The 16,196-nt window shown below is 71.0% G+C and carries 12 protein-coding genes; 6 read left to right on the forward strand and 6 right to left on the reverse strand.

The window, feature by feature from the left end; translation table 11 throughout:
• The first annotated feature begins 30 nt into the window (after positions 1-30).
• Positions 31-453 carry a hypothetical protein gene (locus tag HJC40_RS22270; protein WP_250003252.1) on the forward strand — a complete coding sequence of 141 codons (423 nt, stop codon included), beginning with the start codon at positions 31-33 and terminating at the stop codon, positions 451-453.
• Here HJC40_RS22270 and HJC40_RS22275 read toward each other — a convergent pair.
• Positions 450-1,349, reverse strand: coding sequence for a TatD family hydrolase (locus HJC40_RS22275; protein WP_250003253.1), 900 nt, complete (start codon positions 1,347-1,349; stop codon positions 450-452). The two genes, HJC40_RS22270 and HJC40_RS22275, sit on opposite strands and share 4 nt — an antisense overlap.
• Before the next feature lie 69 nt (positions 1,350-1,418).
• Between HJC40_RS22275 and HJC40_RS22280 the strand changes: the two genes are divergently transcribed.
• Positions 1,419-2,453: a hypothetical protein gene (locus HJC40_RS22280; RefSeq protein ID WP_250003254.1), complete on the forward strand. Its 1,035-nt coding sequence runs from the start codon at positions 1,419-1,421 to the stop codon at positions 2,451-2,453.
• A gap of 79 nt (positions 2,454-2,532) precedes the next feature.
• Here the strand turns inward: HJC40_RS22280 and HJC40_RS22285 are convergent, their stop codons facing one another.
• Entirely contained in the window at positions 2,533-3,819 is a 1,287-nt protein-coding gene (locus HJC40_RS22285; RefSeq protein WP_250003255.1) for a PKD domain-containing protein, read from the reverse strand.
• 203 nt (positions 3,820-4,022) lie between these two features.
• Positions 4,023-5,819, reverse strand: coding sequence for a methionine--tRNA ligase (gene metG / locus HJC40_RS22290; protein WP_250003256.1), 1,797 nt, complete (start codon positions 5,817-5,819; stop codon positions 4,023-4,025).
• A gap of 132 nt (positions 5,820-5,951) precedes the next feature.
• On the opposite strand from metG, the gene HJC40_RS22295 reads away from it, so the two are divergent.
• The gene (locus HJC40_RS22295; RefSeq protein ID WP_250003257.1) at positions 5,952-7,295 is read left to right on the forward strand and encodes a hypothetical protein; all 1,344 of its coding nucleotides are present in this window, start codon (positions 5,952-5,954) and stop codon (positions 7,293-7,295) included.
• Here the strand turns inward: HJC40_RS22295 and rsmI are convergent.
• A complete protein-coding gene (gene rsmI / locus HJC40_RS22300; protein ID WP_250003259.1) occupies positions 7,289-8,137 on the reverse strand; it encodes a 16S rRNA (cytidine(1402)-2'-O)-methyltransferase in 849 nt (282 codons plus the stop codon). The genes HJC40_RS22295 and rsmI overlap by 7 nt on opposite strands.
• A gap of 75 nt (positions 8,138-8,212) precedes the next feature.
• On the opposite strand from rsmI, the gene HJC40_RS22305 reads away from it, so the two are divergent.
• The 3 genes from HJC40_RS22305 to HJC40_RS22315 all read left to right on the forward strand — a co-directional run bounded on the left by HJC40_RS22305 (position 8,213) and on the right by HJC40_RS22315 (position 13,883).
• On the forward strand, positions 8,213-9,790 hold the full coding sequence (locus tag HJC40_RS22305; RefSeq protein WP_250003260.1) for a phospholipid carrier-dependent glycosyltransferase: 1,578 nt from the start codon (positions 8,213-8,215) through the stop codon (positions 9,788-9,790).
• A 605-nt stretch (positions 9,791-10,395) separates the two neighbouring features.
• Positions 10,396-11,424, forward strand: coding sequence for a hypothetical protein (locus tag HJC40_RS22310; protein WP_250003262.1), 1,029 nt, complete (start codon positions 10,396-10,398; stop codon positions 11,422-11,424).
• A 50-nt stretch (positions 11,425-11,474) separates the two neighbouring features.
• Entirely contained in the window at positions 11,475-13,883 is a 2,409-nt protein-coding gene (locus HJC40_RS22315; RefSeq protein ID WP_250003448.1) for a bifunctional polysaccharide deacetylase/glycosyltransferase family 2 protein, read from the forward strand.
• A 72-nt stretch (positions 13,884-13,955) separates the two neighbouring features.
• Here HJC40_RS22315 and HJC40_RS22320 read toward each other — a convergent pair whose 3' ends face one another.
• Complete coding sequence (locus HJC40_RS22320) at positions 13,956-15,200, reverse strand: GAF domain-containing sensor histidine kinase (RefSeq protein ID WP_250003264.1); 1,245 nt, start codon at positions 15,198-15,200, stop codon at positions 13,956-13,958.
• A 69-nt stretch (positions 15,201-15,269) separates the two neighbouring features.
• A complete protein-coding gene (locus HJC40_RS22325; protein ID WP_250003266.1) occupies positions 15,270-16,139 on the reverse strand; it encodes a hypothetical protein in 870 nt (289 codons plus the stop codon).
• Between the last annotated feature and the right edge of the window lie 57 nt (positions 16,140-16,196).

Here is a 16,196-nt window from a genome sequence, read left to right on the forward strand (position 1 = left end):
TCCAAGCCTAGACGGGGTACAAACGAGCGCATGACGCAGTTGCTGGAGTTGCGCGCGGTGGTCGAGGCGCCACCCGGCCGGGTGGCCGAGCTGCTGCTCGACGTACGCCCCGGGGGCCGCTCCCCGATCGCCGTCACCGGCACGGTCGAGGAGACGGACATCGGCGACGAGTTCGTCGTGGTGCACGAGGGCAGCCGGATCTCGGTGGCCGTCGACGCCGCCGACCGCATCGTGTCGCAGCAGGGCGAGTGGTGGTATCGCGGGGTCTACGAGGTGGAGCCCGACCAGCGGGGCAGCCAGGTGGTCTTCCGGGTCCTCAACGTGGCGGCGCGGGGCCGCTGGGCGGTACGGTTCGCCGCCCGCAAGCCGCTCGCCGCCGCGCCGGCCGAGTTCGCCGGGCAGGTCGAGCGTCTCGGCCGGGCCCTGGGCGTCGCGGCCTGGGTGGAGGATTAGCGCCAAGGCCCGAAGACCCGTTCCCCGTTGGCCGAGATCGCGGCGCACAGCTCGTCCACGTCGCCGCCCCGGGTCGCCGCGAGCGAGCGCACGGTCAACGGGATCAGGTAGGAAGCGTTCGGCCTGCCGCGGTGCGGCACGGGTGTCAGGTACGGCGCGTCGGTCTCCACCATGATCTGCCCGGCCGGCGTGAGCGCGGCCGCCTCGCGCAGGCTGCCGGCGCTGGCGAAGGTCACCGTGCCCGCGAAGCTCAGCGAGAAGCCGCGGCGCACGCACTCGGCGGCGAACACGGCGTCGCCGGAGAAGCAGTGCAGGACGACCGTGTCGGGCGCGCCCTCGTCGTCGAGCACCCGCAGGACGTCCTCGTGCGCGTCCCGGTCGTGGATGATCAGCGCCTTGCCGTACCGCTTGGCGATCGCGATGTGCGCCCGGAAGCTGGTCTCCTGGGCCGCGCGCCCCTCCTCGCCCGTACGGAAGGTGTCCAGACCCGTCTCGCCGATGCCCCGCACCCGGGGCTGCTCGGCGAGCGCCTCGATGACCCGCAGCGACTCGTCCAGATCGGACAGCAGCGGGGCCTCGTTCGGGTGCAGCGCGACCGCGGCCAGCACCGACGGGTGCCGGGCGGCCAGTTCGGCGCCCCAGCGCGAGGACTGCTCGTCCACGCCGACCTGCACGATCCGGTCCACTCCGGCCTTCGCCGCGGCCGTGATCAGCGCCTCGACCGGGTCGGCGGCCCCGTCACCGGGCCCGCCGGCCTCCTGCACGGTCAAGTCCAGGTGGGTGTGGCTGTCGAAGACGGGGACGGCGAGCTCCTCGGGCGGGGCGGGGAACTCGCCGGCCCGGCGGCGGTTCTTCTCGCGCCGGGACTGGGCTGGTGACGATGGCATGTGAGACATTCTGCACTTCGACCTCGTGGACACCGTTTGTTCACCCGACATCCATCGCTGTTGTCTACCTTCCGGCGGGTGACCGTGACCGGCGAGGACAGCGTGATCGACAGCGATCCGCTCGAGCCCGCGCTCTCCGCACCGCTTCGTCGCGACCTCGACTGGGCGCGGGTGCAACGGATGAGCCAGTCGGCCCAGCACCGCGACGACCCGGTCCTGCGCCGGATCCGGGCGACGGCGGCCGTCCGGCGCGGCACGCGGATGACCAAGGTGCTCTCGCCGGCGCAGGTCTCCGGTCATCTGGGCGGCTGGCTCGCGTACGGCTTCTGTTACCGCGTCTGCGATCTGGCCCACCTGACCGACCCGCACGACCTGGCTCTGCTCGGCACCGACGGCGTGACCGACTCCGAGGTGGCGTACGCCCTGCGCTGGCGGGCCGTCGACCCGTCGGACTACGAGATCCCGGGCGGGCCGGGGCAGCCCGGGCTCGCCCAGCTGCCGGCGCACAACCGGGTGGGCGCCATGATCCTGGGCACCGGCTTCACGCCGAGCACCGAGGAGCTCATCCCGGAGTACGTCACGGCCGGGTTCGCCGACCTGCCGATCCCGGCGAACTCGCAGATCGTCGCCCATGGGCCGGGCGGCGAGGAGGTCATCCTCTACACCTACCAGCCGGAGCAGAACGGCTGGCTGCGGCTGGCCGGGCCTCGCTGGCGCGGCCTGCTGGAGAACCTGCCCGGCGTCAGCCCCGACCGTGAGTACCTGCCCTGCACGACGACCGGTTCGGCCCGGCTGGTCGGGCAGATCAAGGGCCAGGAGTACGAGGCGGTGGCCGACCCGCCGGAGGAGTTCCGGGCGCGGGCGCTGACCCGGGCCGCCCGCTATCCGGTGTCCACCCTGAGCCGGCGCGCCGAGCAGGCCCTGTGGCGCGGGACCCCGTGCTGGGTGTTGCAGCGGGACGAGGCGTGGGCCCGGTTGCGGCTCGTGCAGCCCGACAGCGACTCGCTGCAGCGCACCGGGGCGCGGTGCTACGAGCGGGGCGTCTACGAGTCGTGGGCGCCGGTGGGCGAGCTGCTCGACCACCACATCGCCGACATCCCGTACGTGTTGTAGCCGCTGACACGACAAAGCTGACACGACAAAGCCGGCGCCACCCGCGAGGGGTGACGCCGGCTTTCGCGTTGCCGTCAGCTCAGCTGAGGTTCTTCTCGACCATGGCCCGGGGGTTGGTCAGACCGGCCCAGTCCTGGGCGATGACCTCGACGATGAGGTAGCCCTTCGGCGTGCTCTTCAGCGGCACCGAGAACTTGCCCTTCGACACCTTCACCGGGATGAGGCAGGCGGCGGCGTTCGTCGGGGCGGTGATCCACTTCTTCTTGCTGCTGCTGTAGCAGAGCACCGTGCCGTTGCTCTTGCCGAGGATGGCGAACGCGAGGGTCTCCTTGATGCCGGATCCCTTGTCGGTCGCCGTGCCCTTGATCGCCTTCCAGGACGAGGCCTTGTTCGACCGCGACGGCTGGATGATCTTGACGACCGGACGCGAGCCGTCCTTCTTCAGCGTGACCTTGCCCACGACCTGCGGGGTGGCGCCACCGTACTTGTTGAAGACAGTCGCCTTCAGGGTCTTCACGCCCGGGGTGACCACCTGGTTGTTCGGGTTGAAGTAGTAGTACCGCGTGACCTTCTGCTTCTTGGGCTGCAGGATCGACGAGCGGCCCTCACCCCAGCCGACAGCGATCTTGGTGGCCCCGGCCGGAACGCCGGTGATCTCCCAGACGAACCGCTGGCCGTGCAGGACCGACGTCTTGCTCAGCTTGTACTTCACCGTCGCGGACGTGACGGTCGGGCCGGCCGACTTGACGACCTTCTTGTTGCCCGCGGTGTCGGTCAGCGTCAGCGTGATCGGCTTCTTGCCGGACGACTTGTAGGTGTGCGCGACGCTGGTCGCGCTCGAGCTCACGGCCGCGCTGTAGCCGTCACCCCAGTTGATGACCCGCTTGATCTGCGCGGGCGTGCTCACGTTGTCCTTGATGCCGGACAGGGTCAGCGTGACCGACTGGCCGGGGTAGATCGTCGAGCGGTTCAGGCTCAGCGAGCCCGAGGGCGCGACCGTGTCGGCCGGCGGCGTGCTGGTCGGCGGCGTCGTCGTCGGCGAGGCCGGCGGAGTCGTGGCGGGCGGCGGCGTCGTCTCGTCCGTCGGCTCGCTCGTGGGCGTCGTCGGAGCCGTCGTCGTCGGGGCCGTGGTCGGCTCCTCGGTCTCTTCGTCGTCCGTCGGCGGCGGAGGAGGCGTGGGCACGCCCTCCGTCGAGGTGGGCGACGTGGTCGGCGAGGTCGGCTCTTCCGGCGTCGGCTTCGTCGGCAGCTCGGTCGAGGCGGGCAGCGGGTCCGCGAGCGCGGGTGCGGCGAACACGCCGCCACCGACCAGGAACGCACCGCTGACAACGGCCGCGAGCAGCGGACGCGAGAGGCGAGAGTTCAAGAAAATGCTCCTTCGAGGGGATCAAGCCGCACGAAGGGGACGTGACGGATACGGCTCACAACAGGACGGAGCCGTATCGATGAAACGCTGGTGTTCCCCCGTGGAGCGCCGACGCTACCTGATCATCGTTACGGGAATCAATCCCATAAATGAATGAGGTCTGTCCGCACCTTCGGCGCGGACAGACCTCAGGAAGGACCAGGTCACCCTGCTAGGCGGGCCAGCTCCTCCTCGATGACCGAGGAATCGAGCTTGCGGAAGACCGGTTTCGGGGCGGCCAGCGGCGTGCCGGCCACCAGCGGCACCGACTTCCAGCGCGCGCCGGTCGTGTAGTCACCGGTGAGCACGGGATAGGACGGGCCGCCGTCGAGGTCGTCGACCTGCTCGATACGCGGCATCGGCGCGTGCACGCCCGTACCGCCGAGCAGCTCGAAGACCTTCTGCGCGGAGTGCGGCAGGAACGGCGTCAGCAAGGTGTTGGCGTCGCTGACGACCTGGAGCGCGACCGCGAGGACCGTGCCCTGACGAGGCTTGTCCTCATCGGACTTGAGCTTCCACGGAGCCTGGTCGGACAGGTATTTGTTGGCCTCGGCGACCACCCGCATCGCCTCGCCGATCGCGGCCTTCTGCCGGTGCTTGCCGATCAGCTCGCCGACCGTGGTGAAGCCGGCCCGCGCGACCGCGAGCAGAGCCTCGTCCTCGGCGGTGAGCTCGCCGGGCGACGGGATGGCGCCGAAGTTCTTGGCGGCCATCGAGATCGACCGGTTGACCAGGTTGCCCCAGCCGGCGACCAGCTCGTCGTTGTTGCGCCGGACGAACTCGGCCCAGGTGAAGTCGGTGTCGTTGGACTCGGGGCCCGCGGCCGCGATGAAGTACCGCAGCGCGTCGGCGTCGTAGCGCTCCAGGAAGTCGCGCACATAGATGACGACCCGGCGCGACGAGGAGAACTTCTTGCCCTCCATCGTCAGGTACTCGCTCGAGACCACCTCGGTGGGCAGGTTGAGCCGGCCCAGCTCGCCCGGCTCGCCGCCCTTGTCGCCCTCGCCGGAGTAGCCCAGCAGCACCGCCGGCCAGATCACCGAGTGGAAGACGATGTTGTCCTTGCCCATGAAGTAGTAGCCGAGCGCGTCCTTGCCCTGCGCGTCGGCCGACCACCACCGGCGCCAGGCCTCGGGGTCGCCGGAGCGGCGGGCCCACTCGATCGACGCCGACAGGTAGCCGATCACCGCGTCGAACCAGACGTAGATGCGCTTGTCGTTGCGCTCGCGCCAGCCGTCGATCGGGATCGGCACCCCCCACTCGAGGTCGCGGGTGATCGCCCGGGGCTGCAGGTCGTCGAGCAGGTTGCGGGAGAACTTGAGCACGTTGGGGCGCCAGTTCTCGCGCTGGTCGAGCCAGTTGCCGATGGCCTCGGCGAAGGCGGGCAGGTCGAGGAAGAAGTGCTCGGTCTCGACGAACTCCGGGGTCTCTCCGTTGATTTTGGAGCGTGGGTTGATGAGCTGCTCGGGGTCGAGCTGGTTGCCGCAGTTGTCGCACTGGTCGCCGCGGGCGCTCTCGTAGCCGCAGATCGGGCAGGTGCCCTCGATGTAGCGGTCGGGCAGCGTGCGCCCGGTCGACGGCGAGCGCGCGCCCAGCGTGACGCGCTTGACGATGTAGCCGTTGCGCTCCAGCGCGGTGAACAGCTCCTGCACCACGGCGTAGTGGTTGCGCGTGGTGGTGCGGGTGAACAGGTCGTAGCTCAGGCCCAGACCGTGCAGGTCCTCCACGATCACCCGGTTGTAGCGGTCGGCGAGCTCGCGCGCGGTCACCCCGTCGGCGTCCGCCTGCACCTGGACCGGGGTGCCGTGCTCGTCGGTGCCCGAGACCATGAGCACGTCGTGACCGGCCATGCGCATGTACCGGCTGAAAACGTCGGAGGGCACTCCGAAGCCGGAGACATGACCGATGTGGCGCGGGCCGTTGGCGTAGGGCCAGGCGACCGCGGCGAGAACGTGACTCATGGGTACCAAGAGTAGTGAGCGGCCGGGCCGGCGAGCGAACGGATTCGTTCTGCCCTCCGCGAGATCCCTATTTATCACGACACGCCCCGTTCAAAACACGATCGGGGCCTGGCCGCGTAGTCCAATGGAGCCGTGCTCGGAGACACGCCACAACCTGGGGAAACGCCTCGCGGCGAAAGTGACCCGTGGTCGCTCGCCGATCCCGACGCGTCCTGGTGGCGCGGCGAGACCGACCGCTCGTCCGGCCCGCGACCCGCTCAGCCCGGCCGCACGTCCGCGCGCCCGGCTGACCAGCCCGCGGGCGGCACCGGCGTGCTGCTGCCACCCGCGGCGGTGCCCCGCACCGGCGAGGCGGCCGAGGCCCACGCGGCCGGCGCCGAGGACGTGGCCGGACAACTCGCCACGCCCGCTGCCGCGACCACGGGGACGGCCCCGGCCCGGCCGGCGGCCCCCGTCCTCGCCGAGCCGGCCGCGGTCGAACGCGACCATGACCAGCCCGACCCGCACCGCTACAACCCGTTGCGGCCGCCCGCCGGGTACGTCGCCAAGCCCCTCGACGCGCCCTTCCCGAAGACCACAGCGATCCCCAAGACCACGGAGATTCCCAAGACCACGGCGATCCCCAAGGCCACGGTGACGCCGCCGCCGGACGACGTGATGGTGCTGCCCGAACCGAGCCTGCACCACCGCCCGACCGTGCCGCTGGACCGTCCGATGCCCGCGCGGCCCCGCCAGGGCGGCTCCTCCGTCCCCCGTTCCACCGAGCCGCTGCCCACCGAGCCGCTGCCCACCGAGCCGCTGCCCCCCGCGACCGGCTCGCCGGTCACCGACGCCCGCCTCGAACGGCTCGAGAACTCCTCGTTCTGGCGCGACCCGGCCGACGACACGATCGAGGTGCCGCCGGGCGAGGAGCCCGCCGCCCCGGCGCCCACGCTCAACCGGCCCCGCCACCGCGGGAAGGGCCGGGCCGCGCGCCGGCCCAGCGGCCGGCCCGTGTCGGCCCAGCTGTCGCTGGTGGCGCTCGGCCTGGTCGCGGCGTTCTTCGCCTGGGTGAGCGCCGAACCGTTCTGGCTCGCGGTCGGTCACGGCGATCAGGGGTACGCCACCACGACGCGCTGCATCGGCGACGGCGTCACGCAGCGCTGCGCGGGCCAGTTCACCGACGCCGGCGGCACCTACACGATGACGCAGGTGCGGCTGCTGGGCGTCGAGGGATCGGCGCGGCAGCCCGGCGCGGTCACCCCGGCCCGGATGGTCAACCCGGACAGCCTGCGGGCGTACGTCGCCGGGACCGGCCCGCTGCTGCAGCTGCGCTGGATGCTCGGTTTCGCGCTCGTGCTGCTCTGCGGCTACGCCATCTCGGGGGTCACCAAGGCGCGGCGGCTCGAGACGGCCCGGGCCCGGCGGGTGGCGGTGCTGCTGAGCCTGGCCGGCCCGCTGGCGCTGCTGGCCGGGTTCCTGGCCGCGGCCTACTGACCGTGCACCAGCGCGTACACCTCGCGCTTACGGATCCCGTACTCGTCGGCGACCGCCTGGATCGCGTCGCGCCGTGACAGTCCGGCCGCCTCGCGCTCGGCCACCGCGGCCCGCAGGTCGTCGTCCGGGGGACGCTCGGCCGCCCGCTGCGGGGCGCCGGCCACGACCACGGTGATCTCGCCGCGGGGTTCCTCGCGGACGGCCCAGTCCGCGAGCTCGGCCGCGGTGCCGCGCCGGATCTCCTCGTACGTCTTGGTCAGCTCCCGGCAGACCGCGGCGGCCCGCTCGTCGCCGAAGGTGGCGGCCAGGTCGGCCAGCATGCCGGCGATGCGGTGCGGCGCCTCGAAGAAGACCAGGGTGCGCGGCTCGGTGGCCAGTTCCCGCAGGCGGGTGCGGCGGTTCGATCCCGTACGGGGGAGGAAGCCCTCGAAGACGAAGCGGTCGCTGGGCAGCCCGGAGAGCGCGAGCGCGGTCGTCACGGCGCTCGGGCCGGGCGCGGCGGTGACCGGATAGCCGGCGTCCAGGGCCGCCCGCACCAGGCGATATCCCGGATCGGAGACGCTCGGCATGCCGCCGTCGGTCACCACCGCGACCACCGCGCCACCGGCCAGCGCCTCGACCAGCTCGGGGGTACGCCGTTCGTCGTTGCCCTCGAAATAGGAGACGACCCGGCCGGTGACCGTCACGCCCAGGTCCCGGGTGAGCCGGGCCAGGCGGCGGGTGTCCTCGGCGGCGATCACGTCGGCGGTGGACAGCACCTCGCGCAGCCGGACCGAGGCGTCGCCGATGTTGCCCAGCGGGGCGCCGAGCAGAACGACCCGGCCTTTCTCTGTCGCGTCCACGGCGAAAGTCCATCACACGACCGGGGGCGGTGACGGCAGGCGTCACCTCCGGGCCGCACGCCCTACGATCGCGGAGTGACTACGGCGCCCGCGACGGAGACTCAGCTCACCCCGGATCCGCCCCCGGCGGCCGAGCCCGGGGGCGTCCGTGGCGTCCCCGACATCGTCCGGCGGCGGCTCAGCACGCTGGACAACTGGCTCAACCCGCACTCGTGGCTGGTCACCGCCGTCATCGTGACGATCGCGGCGATCCTGCGGCTCAACGGGATCAGCAACCCGAAGGGGTACATCTTCGACGAGGTGTACTACCCGACCGACGCGTGGGACATGCTGCAGCACGGCGTCGAGTGGGACGAGAAGTCCAACAGCGCGGCCTACGTGGTGCACCCGCCGCTGGGCAAATGGCTGATCGCGCTGGGTGAGCTGCTGTTCGGCAACACCGAGCTGGGCTGGCGCTTCTCGGCCGCGATCGCCGGCACCGCGATGATCCTGATCCTGATCCGGGTCACCTACCGGCTGTTCCACTCGGTGCTGCTGGCCGGGATCGCGGGCCTGCTGATGACGCTCGACGGCTTCCAGCTGGTGCTCTCGCGCACCTCGTTGCTCGACATCTTCCTGGGCACCTTCATCCTCGCCACGTTCGCCGCGCTGGTGCTCGACCGCGACCACTACCGGCGGCAGTGGCTGCGAGCGCTCGAGAACGGCTTCGATCCCGACAAGACCGCCGCGGTGCCGCGCATCGTGCCGTGGTGGCTGCTGGTCGCCGGCGCGACGTTCGGCCTGGCCTGCGGGGTCAAGTGGAGCGCGCTGTTCTTCGCGCCGTTCCTGGCCGCCCTGGTCATCGTCTGGCGGGCGCAGGCGCGCCGCTCGGCCGGGGTGCGTGGCCCGTTCCTGGCCGGCGCCGTGGGCGATATCGGCTGGCTGTTCCTCAGCTTCGCGATCACGTTCGGCATCTACCTGGCCACGTGGACCGGCTGGTTCGTCACCGACACCGGCTGGTTCCGGCACGACCGCGAGGCCAACGGGCTCAGCGAGCCGCCGGTCATCGGGCCGCTGCTCAACCTGTGGCACTACCACCACGAGGCCTACCGCTTCCACAGCGGCCTGACCGAGCGGCACATCTATCAGTCCTGGCCGTGGCAGTGGCTGCTGCTGGGCCGGCCGGTCGCGTTCTACTGGAACACCAACGGCAGCTGCGGCGCGCCCAGCTGCGCCCGCGAGATCCTGTTGCTCGGCACGCCGATCCTGTGGTGGTCGTTCCTGCCCGCGCTGGCCGGACTGGTGTGGTTCGGCCTGTCCCGCCGCGACTGGCGCGCGTGGGCGATCCTGGTGCCCGCGGTCGCCGGGCTGCTGCCGTGGTTCTACTACGCGGTCAAGGACGGCCGCACGATGTTCTCGTTCTACGCCCTGCCGGCCCTGCCGTTCCTGATCCTGGCCGTCGTCTACGTGCTGGGCGCCCTCATGACTCCCCCCGGCGGCATCCGGCAGGGCTCGTCACGGTCGGACCGCCAGTTGATAGGCACGGTGGTGGCCGCTGCCTACATCGTGCTGGTGGCCGCCTGTTTCGCGTATTTTTACCCTATTTTCGTGGGCCAGGTCATCCCGTACGAAAGCTGGTCGAACCGCATGTGGCTGGGCGGGCGCTGGATCTGAGACGGGTTCGAGGAGCGGGGTCGAGGTGCGGCTCGGCTTCACTTCTCGAACGCGCCTCAGGCCGCGCCGGGGAGCGGGCCGAGCCCGCGCTGAGCCGCACCACCCGCGCCGAGCCCATCAACAGCGCAGCCCCCGCCGCAACGGAGTGCGGAGCGAGGGCTGAAAAGATAAGGGCGCGCCCCGATCGCCTGCCACGGGGGAAGCGGGCGATAGGGGCGCGCAAGGTGAAGCTTAGCCACCTCTGAGGGCGGATACAACGGGCAGCTGGGAGAACTTTCAAATTTCGACCATGCTCACATGAACAATTCGGACATAACCGTGTATTATCCTTAAGAGTCGCAATTAGGGCCGTGAAGAAGCTTCGCCATTTCGCCTCTTTCACTGTCACCAATACGACAGGAAAACATTTAGAAAATTGGCGTAACCTTTCGCCTTCCACCATTCCCCCGCAGCTCAGAGGAATGACGTCGGTCGTGGCACATACGACCCACCATCTGGTCAAACGCGAAGCCTCATCATTTCGGCTGAAATCCGGGTAACGATCATCCGTCACTCGCCGGAGTGAGCATGCCCAAGATCGCCATTTATCTTTTTAAGCTCGCTGCGTGACAACGCAGGAGCCAGAAAACCCGCATTTCGTAGCGACCGACGTGTCCGAGACCGAGGTGATCTCTGTCGAGATGCCCGCCCCGGTGTTCGTGGACAGCACCGGGCGCCGCAGCCGGTTCCTCCGGCGGATCGCGTACGCCTTCGGCGTGCTGGTCATGCTCTACGGCGGACTGATCAGCGTCAGCCTCGCCGGTGGACCGGTCCGTTCCAGCGCCGTGCTGCCGCTGCCCGGGCTCGAGCCCGAGGAGAAGCCGGCCGCCAAGCCCAGCCCCCCACCGTCGGCGTCACCGTCGCCCAGCCCGACGCAGGCCGCGCGGGCGCTCTACGTGGCGGAGGCTCTGCCGCGGCGCACCACCGCGCGCCCGCCGGCGCCGCGGCTGGAGTCGACCCGGACGCCGACGGCGACCAGGACGCCGAGCCCGTCGGCGTCGCCGACCAAGACCAAGTCGGCCACGCCGCCCAAGAAGCCCGAGTCGGCCACCGTGACCACCAAGCCGACGGATCCGCCGGTCATCGTTCCGCCGGTCGGGACCCCGCCGACGAGCCCGACCACCGAGCCGCCGACCGTGCCCGTCCCGGTCCCGCCGGCACCGCCCGGCACGGGCGGTGGCGGCACCGGCGGAACCGGTGGAGGAACCGGCGTCGACGACCCGACGAGCCCGAGCCCGACCGGCTCGGGCTCCGGCTCGTCCGGGGGCGGCTCGGGCGGCTCGGGCGGCTCGGGCGGCTCGGGCGGCTCGGGCGGCGCCGGTACGACGTCCGGCGGCAACGGCACCAGCGGGTCGGCCGGCAGCGGAGGGTCGGCCGGCAGCTCCAGCACCGGCAGCTCCAGCACCGGCAGCTCCACGAACGGCGGCTCGGACGCGGACGGCCGGAATGCCTCCTCGGGCGGCGCCGACCGGACCACGAACTCCGGCGACGACGACCCCGCCCCCGCGCGACCGGCCCCCGTCGCGACCACCCTCCAGGCGACCGACCTGGTCGTCTCCCGTGCCCAGGACCTGACCTCCAAGGTGCTTCCGTGACCTCCCACGTCCCCGCCCACCAGGCCCCGGCGCCCAACACGCCGCCGCCGATGCCGGTCCGCAAGCCTCCCCGGGGCCGCGGACCGGTGCGCCGGCGTCTGCTCCCCCGGCCCCGGGTGCTGCTCGGCACGCTGCTCCTGGTCGTCTTCGTCGCTGTCCTGGTGGTGCAGGCGTACGTCAACGCGGAGTTCAAGGGCGACCACGTCGAATCCGAGGTCGGCGACAACGCCACCGTCCCCGACGAGATCCTCAACGGCGGCCCGGTCATCAACACGACCGGCGGCCAGGAGAGCACCAGCCGGATGCCTCCCAAGACCATCGCGCTGACCTTCGACGACGGCCCCGATCCGGTGTGGACGCCACGCATCCTCGACGTGCTCAAGGAGTACGACGCGCACGGCACGTTCTTCGTGGTGGGGTCCGAGGTCTCGCGGCACCCCGAGCTGACCAAGCGGATCACCGACGACGGCAACGAGCTCGGCCTGCACACGTTCACCCACGCCAACCTGCAGCGCATCGCGCCCTGGCGGCGCAACCTCGAGCTGTCCCAGACCCAGGTCGCGATCGCCCGCGCCACCGGCGTGCACACCAACCTGGCCCGTTTCCCGTACTCGTCGAAGAACGACGCGATCGACGACGAGAACTGGAAGATCATCAAGGACGCGGGCCGGCAGGGCTACCTGGTGGTCGTCAACGACACGGACAGCCAGGACTGGCAGCGCCCCGGAGCCGAACGGATCGTGCGCAACGCCACCCCGCCCGGCGACACCTCGGCCGTCATCCTGTTCCACGACGCCGGCGGTGACCGCCGGCAGACCATCGACGCCCTCCGGCGGTTCATCCCGGCCATGCAGGCGCGCGGCTACACGTTCACGACGGTCACCGAGGGCCTGAACCGCACGATCGAGCAGAGCAACGCCGCCGCGGTGAACGCCAGACCCGTACCCAACCTGCCGGAGAACCCGGACGCGGCCACCAGCGACGTCTGGCGCGGCAGCGCGGTGGTCTGGACCGTCCGCCTGGCCGACGGGCTGGTCTGGGTCATCGCCGTCCTGTTCCTGGTCGTCGGGGCGCTGACCATCGGGCGTACGGCGCTGTTGCTGCTCCTCGCCACCCGGCACACCCGGCAGCGCCGCAAGCCCGGCTGGAGCTGGGGACGCCCGGTGACCGAGCCGGTGTCGGTGATCGTGCCCGCCTACAACGAGAAGGAGGGCATCGAAGCCGCGGTGCGCTCGCTGGCCGGCGGCGACTATCCGCACATCGAGGTCGTGGTCGTCGACGACGGCTCCACCGACGGCACGGCCCTGCTCGTGGAGCAGATGCGGCTGCCCAACGTCCGGGTGGTGCGCGTGCCCAACGGCGGCAAGTCGAACGCGCTGAACACCGGCATCGCTCTGGCCCGGCACGACCTGATCGTGACCGTGGACGGCGACACGATCTTCGAACCCGACTCGATCACCAAGCTGGTCCAGCCGTTCGCCGATCCGGCGGTCGGCGCGATCGCCGGCAACGTCAAGGTCGGCAACCGGGAGAAGATGGTCGCCGCCTGGCAGCACATCGAATACGTGATCGGCTTCAACCTGGACCGCCGCCTCTACGAGGTGCTCGGCATCATGCCGACGGTGCCCGGGGCGATCGGCGCGTTCCGCCGCGAGGCACTGGCCCAGGTGGGCGGGATCAGCGACGAGACGCTGGCCGAGGACACCGACGTCACGATGGCGATGCTGCGGGCGGGCTGGAAGGTCGTGTACGCCGAGGACGCGAAGGCCTGGACCGAGGCTCCGGCCACCCTCGAGCAGCTCTACCGTCAGCGCTACCGCTGGAGCTACGGCACCATGCAGGCGATGTGGAAGCACCGCCGGGCGCTGTTCGACAAGGGTCCGTCCGGGCGCTTCGGCCGGGTCGGCCTGCCGTTCCTGGCTCTGTTCGGCGTGGCCCTGCCGATGCTCGCCCCGGTCGTCGACATCATGCTCGTCTACGGCCTGGTCTTCTGGGAGCTCGAGGAGACCGTGGTCGCCTGGCTCGGCATGCTCGCCCTGCAGCTGTTCACCGCGGCGGTGGCGTTCCGCTTCGACCGGGAATCGCTCAAGCCGCTGTGGCGGTTGCCGTTGCAGCAGTTCGCGTACCGCCAGCTGATGTATCTGGTGCTGATGCAGTCGGCGACCACCGCCCTGACCGGTGGCCGGTTGCGCTGGCACAAGCTGCACCGGGCCGGCCTGGGCGCGCGGGCCGGCGCGGTGCCGCCACCACCCCAGCAGCTGGTCGCGCCGGTCGTGGACACCTGGCCGTCGACGCTGGGCCAGGGCCGTCCCGAGTCGCACCCGGCGGCCGGCCGCGCGGTCGCCCGTCCCGCGGTGCCGACCCAGACCGTGCGGGAACACGCCGACTTCGGCCCCGAGGACCTTCCGTCAGCCGGCTCGCCCCCGGGTGGCGGCTCCGGCCCGGTCTACACCGGGTAATGCGTCGGCCCGGGCCCCGCTCGAACTGCAGCCGAGCGGGGCCCGGGCCGATGTGCCCGTCCTGAACAGAACCTAGGTCGTGATCAGCTCGTCGAGCAGGGTGGCCGGGTCGGGGGTGGCCGACGGGAACACCACGTGCAGCGAGGTGCCGTCGCCGGGCCGGTCCGACAGCGCCACGGTCGCGTGATGCGCGTCCAGGATCTTCTTGGCCACGGCGAGCCCGCGGTCGGGCCCGACCACGTTCGCCGGGTTGGCGATCGCGCCGTAGTACAGATGCGGGAAGAGCTCGGGACGCAAGCCGTCGGGCATGTCCATGTCGTCGAGATGGACGGCCGGGCCCGATTCGAGGTCGGTGCCGACCCGGACCCGGCCCCCGGGCGGCGTGTACTTCACCGCCGCGAACAACAGGTGGGTCAGCACCTGCTCGAGCCGCACCGGGTCGGCGATGATCGGCAGCGCGGGACCGCCGGCCTGGTTGAGGATCCAGATCTGCTTGGTCGCGGCGATCGGCCGGACCGCCTCGACCGCCCGCCGGGTGATGCCGGTGAGGTCGATCTGACGCATGTGCAGGCTCTCGCCGCCGAAGCCGGCCTCGGCCATCCCGGTCAGATGGTGCAGCAGGTCGAGGACGCCGCGGATGTGCCCGGCGGTGGCCCGGCCCACGAGATCGGCCATCGCGGCGTCGTGCGAGCCGGTCCGGCCCAGCTGTTCGACGTACGCCGAGATCAGCCGCAGCGGGGCCCGGAGATCACCGCCGAGGAGGCCGGCCAGGTCGTCCTTGCGCCGCTCGAGCTCCTGGAGCCGGGCCGTGGTGTTGGCCAGCGCGACCGCGTGCCGGCGCAGCTCCATCTGCGAGGTCACCTGACGGGCCAGCGCCCGCAGCGCCTGCAGCTGCTCGATGTCGAGCCGGCGGGGCTGGTCGTCGACCACACACAGCGTGCCCAGCGCGAAGCCGTCGGTCGTGACCAGCGGGGCGCCCGCGTAGAACCGGATGCCCAAGGGCCCGGTGACCAGTGGGTTGTCGGCGAACCGCTGGTCCTTGGTCGCGTCCGGCACGACCATCAGGTCGCTCCCGAGGATCGCGTGCGAGCAGAATGAGACGTCCCGGCCGGTTCCGGTCTGTTCCGTGCCGACCCGCGCCTTGAACCACTGCCGGTCGGTGTCGAGCAGGGTGACCAGCGACATGGGCGTGCCGCACACGTTCGACGCCAGCGCGACGATGTCGTCGAAGTCCTGCTCGGGTTCGCTGTCGAGGATGTCGAGGGAGTAGAGGGCGGCGAGCCGGTCGGTTTCGTTGTCCGGCAGGGGAGCTTTCATGGGCACCTCCGAAGGCCTGCTTCAGAGGTACCACACGAAAGTAGCAGTCCTGACTTTTCGGACAGCCGCCTAGGCGGTCAGCGAGCCCGCCGGACGCCACTGCTTGAGCGGCTGGGTCGCCACCGGCCAGCCCAGGTGGGTGCGCAGCTCCTCCGGGGTGCAGAGGATGTCGGCGCCCAGCTCGGTCTCGGCGACCTTGCGCGCGGCCACCGGGTCGGGGTCGTAGCCGTACACCTCGGGCCACTGACGCCGCAGCCGGGGCTCGCCGCCGAACGTCGGGTCGGCGTTCTCCAGCACCATCGGGTCGCCGTAGACCGCGCCCTGGGCCCCGGCCAGCAGGCCGTACCAGATCGCGCTGCACAGGCGGTTGGACACGACGCGCTTGTGCCGCCGCAGCTCGGCGAGCTGACGCACCAGGAAGTCACGGTCGTGGTCACGCCACCAGAAGCCGCGGTAGCCGTGGCAGATCACCCGGAAGCCGGCCTTCTCGTACAGCCGGCGGATCGCCTTGACCTTGTGCTCGTTCCAGTACAGGCAGACGGTGAGCGGGCCGGTCTCGTGAGCCTTGATCTCGTCGATGAGGCGCTGGTGGTCACCCATCACCTCCTGCCCCTCCCAACCGTGGAAGGGGTAGAAGATCGTGCCGTCCCGCTGCGACTCGTCGACCGGGGTCTCGTCCATCTCGAGGAGATAGGCGAAGGGCGAGCCGATCGCGATGACGTCGCGGCGGCCCTGCGACCACGCCCGGCGCCGCACCTGCTCGGACCAGACCAGCAGCCGGCTGCCGTCGACGAACGGCACCCCGGGGGCCAGGCCGTCGCCGATGTTCCACCCGTGCTGCAGGTAGCCCTGCATGCGCGGCGGGTGCATCCAATCGTCCAGCTGGGCGTAACGGGCAAGCAGATGGGCGTGACCGTAGTAGTAGTTGGCGTGGTGCATACCCTCATCCAGACAGCGCAGCGGTGGGCGATACGGTCGGTCGGCGTCGCAAAGGAA

It is taken from the genome of Actinoplanes sp. M2I2 (assembly GCF_023544445.1).
Lineage (GTDB): Bacteria > Actinomycetota > Actinomycetes > Mycobacteriales > Micromonosporaceae > Actinoplanes.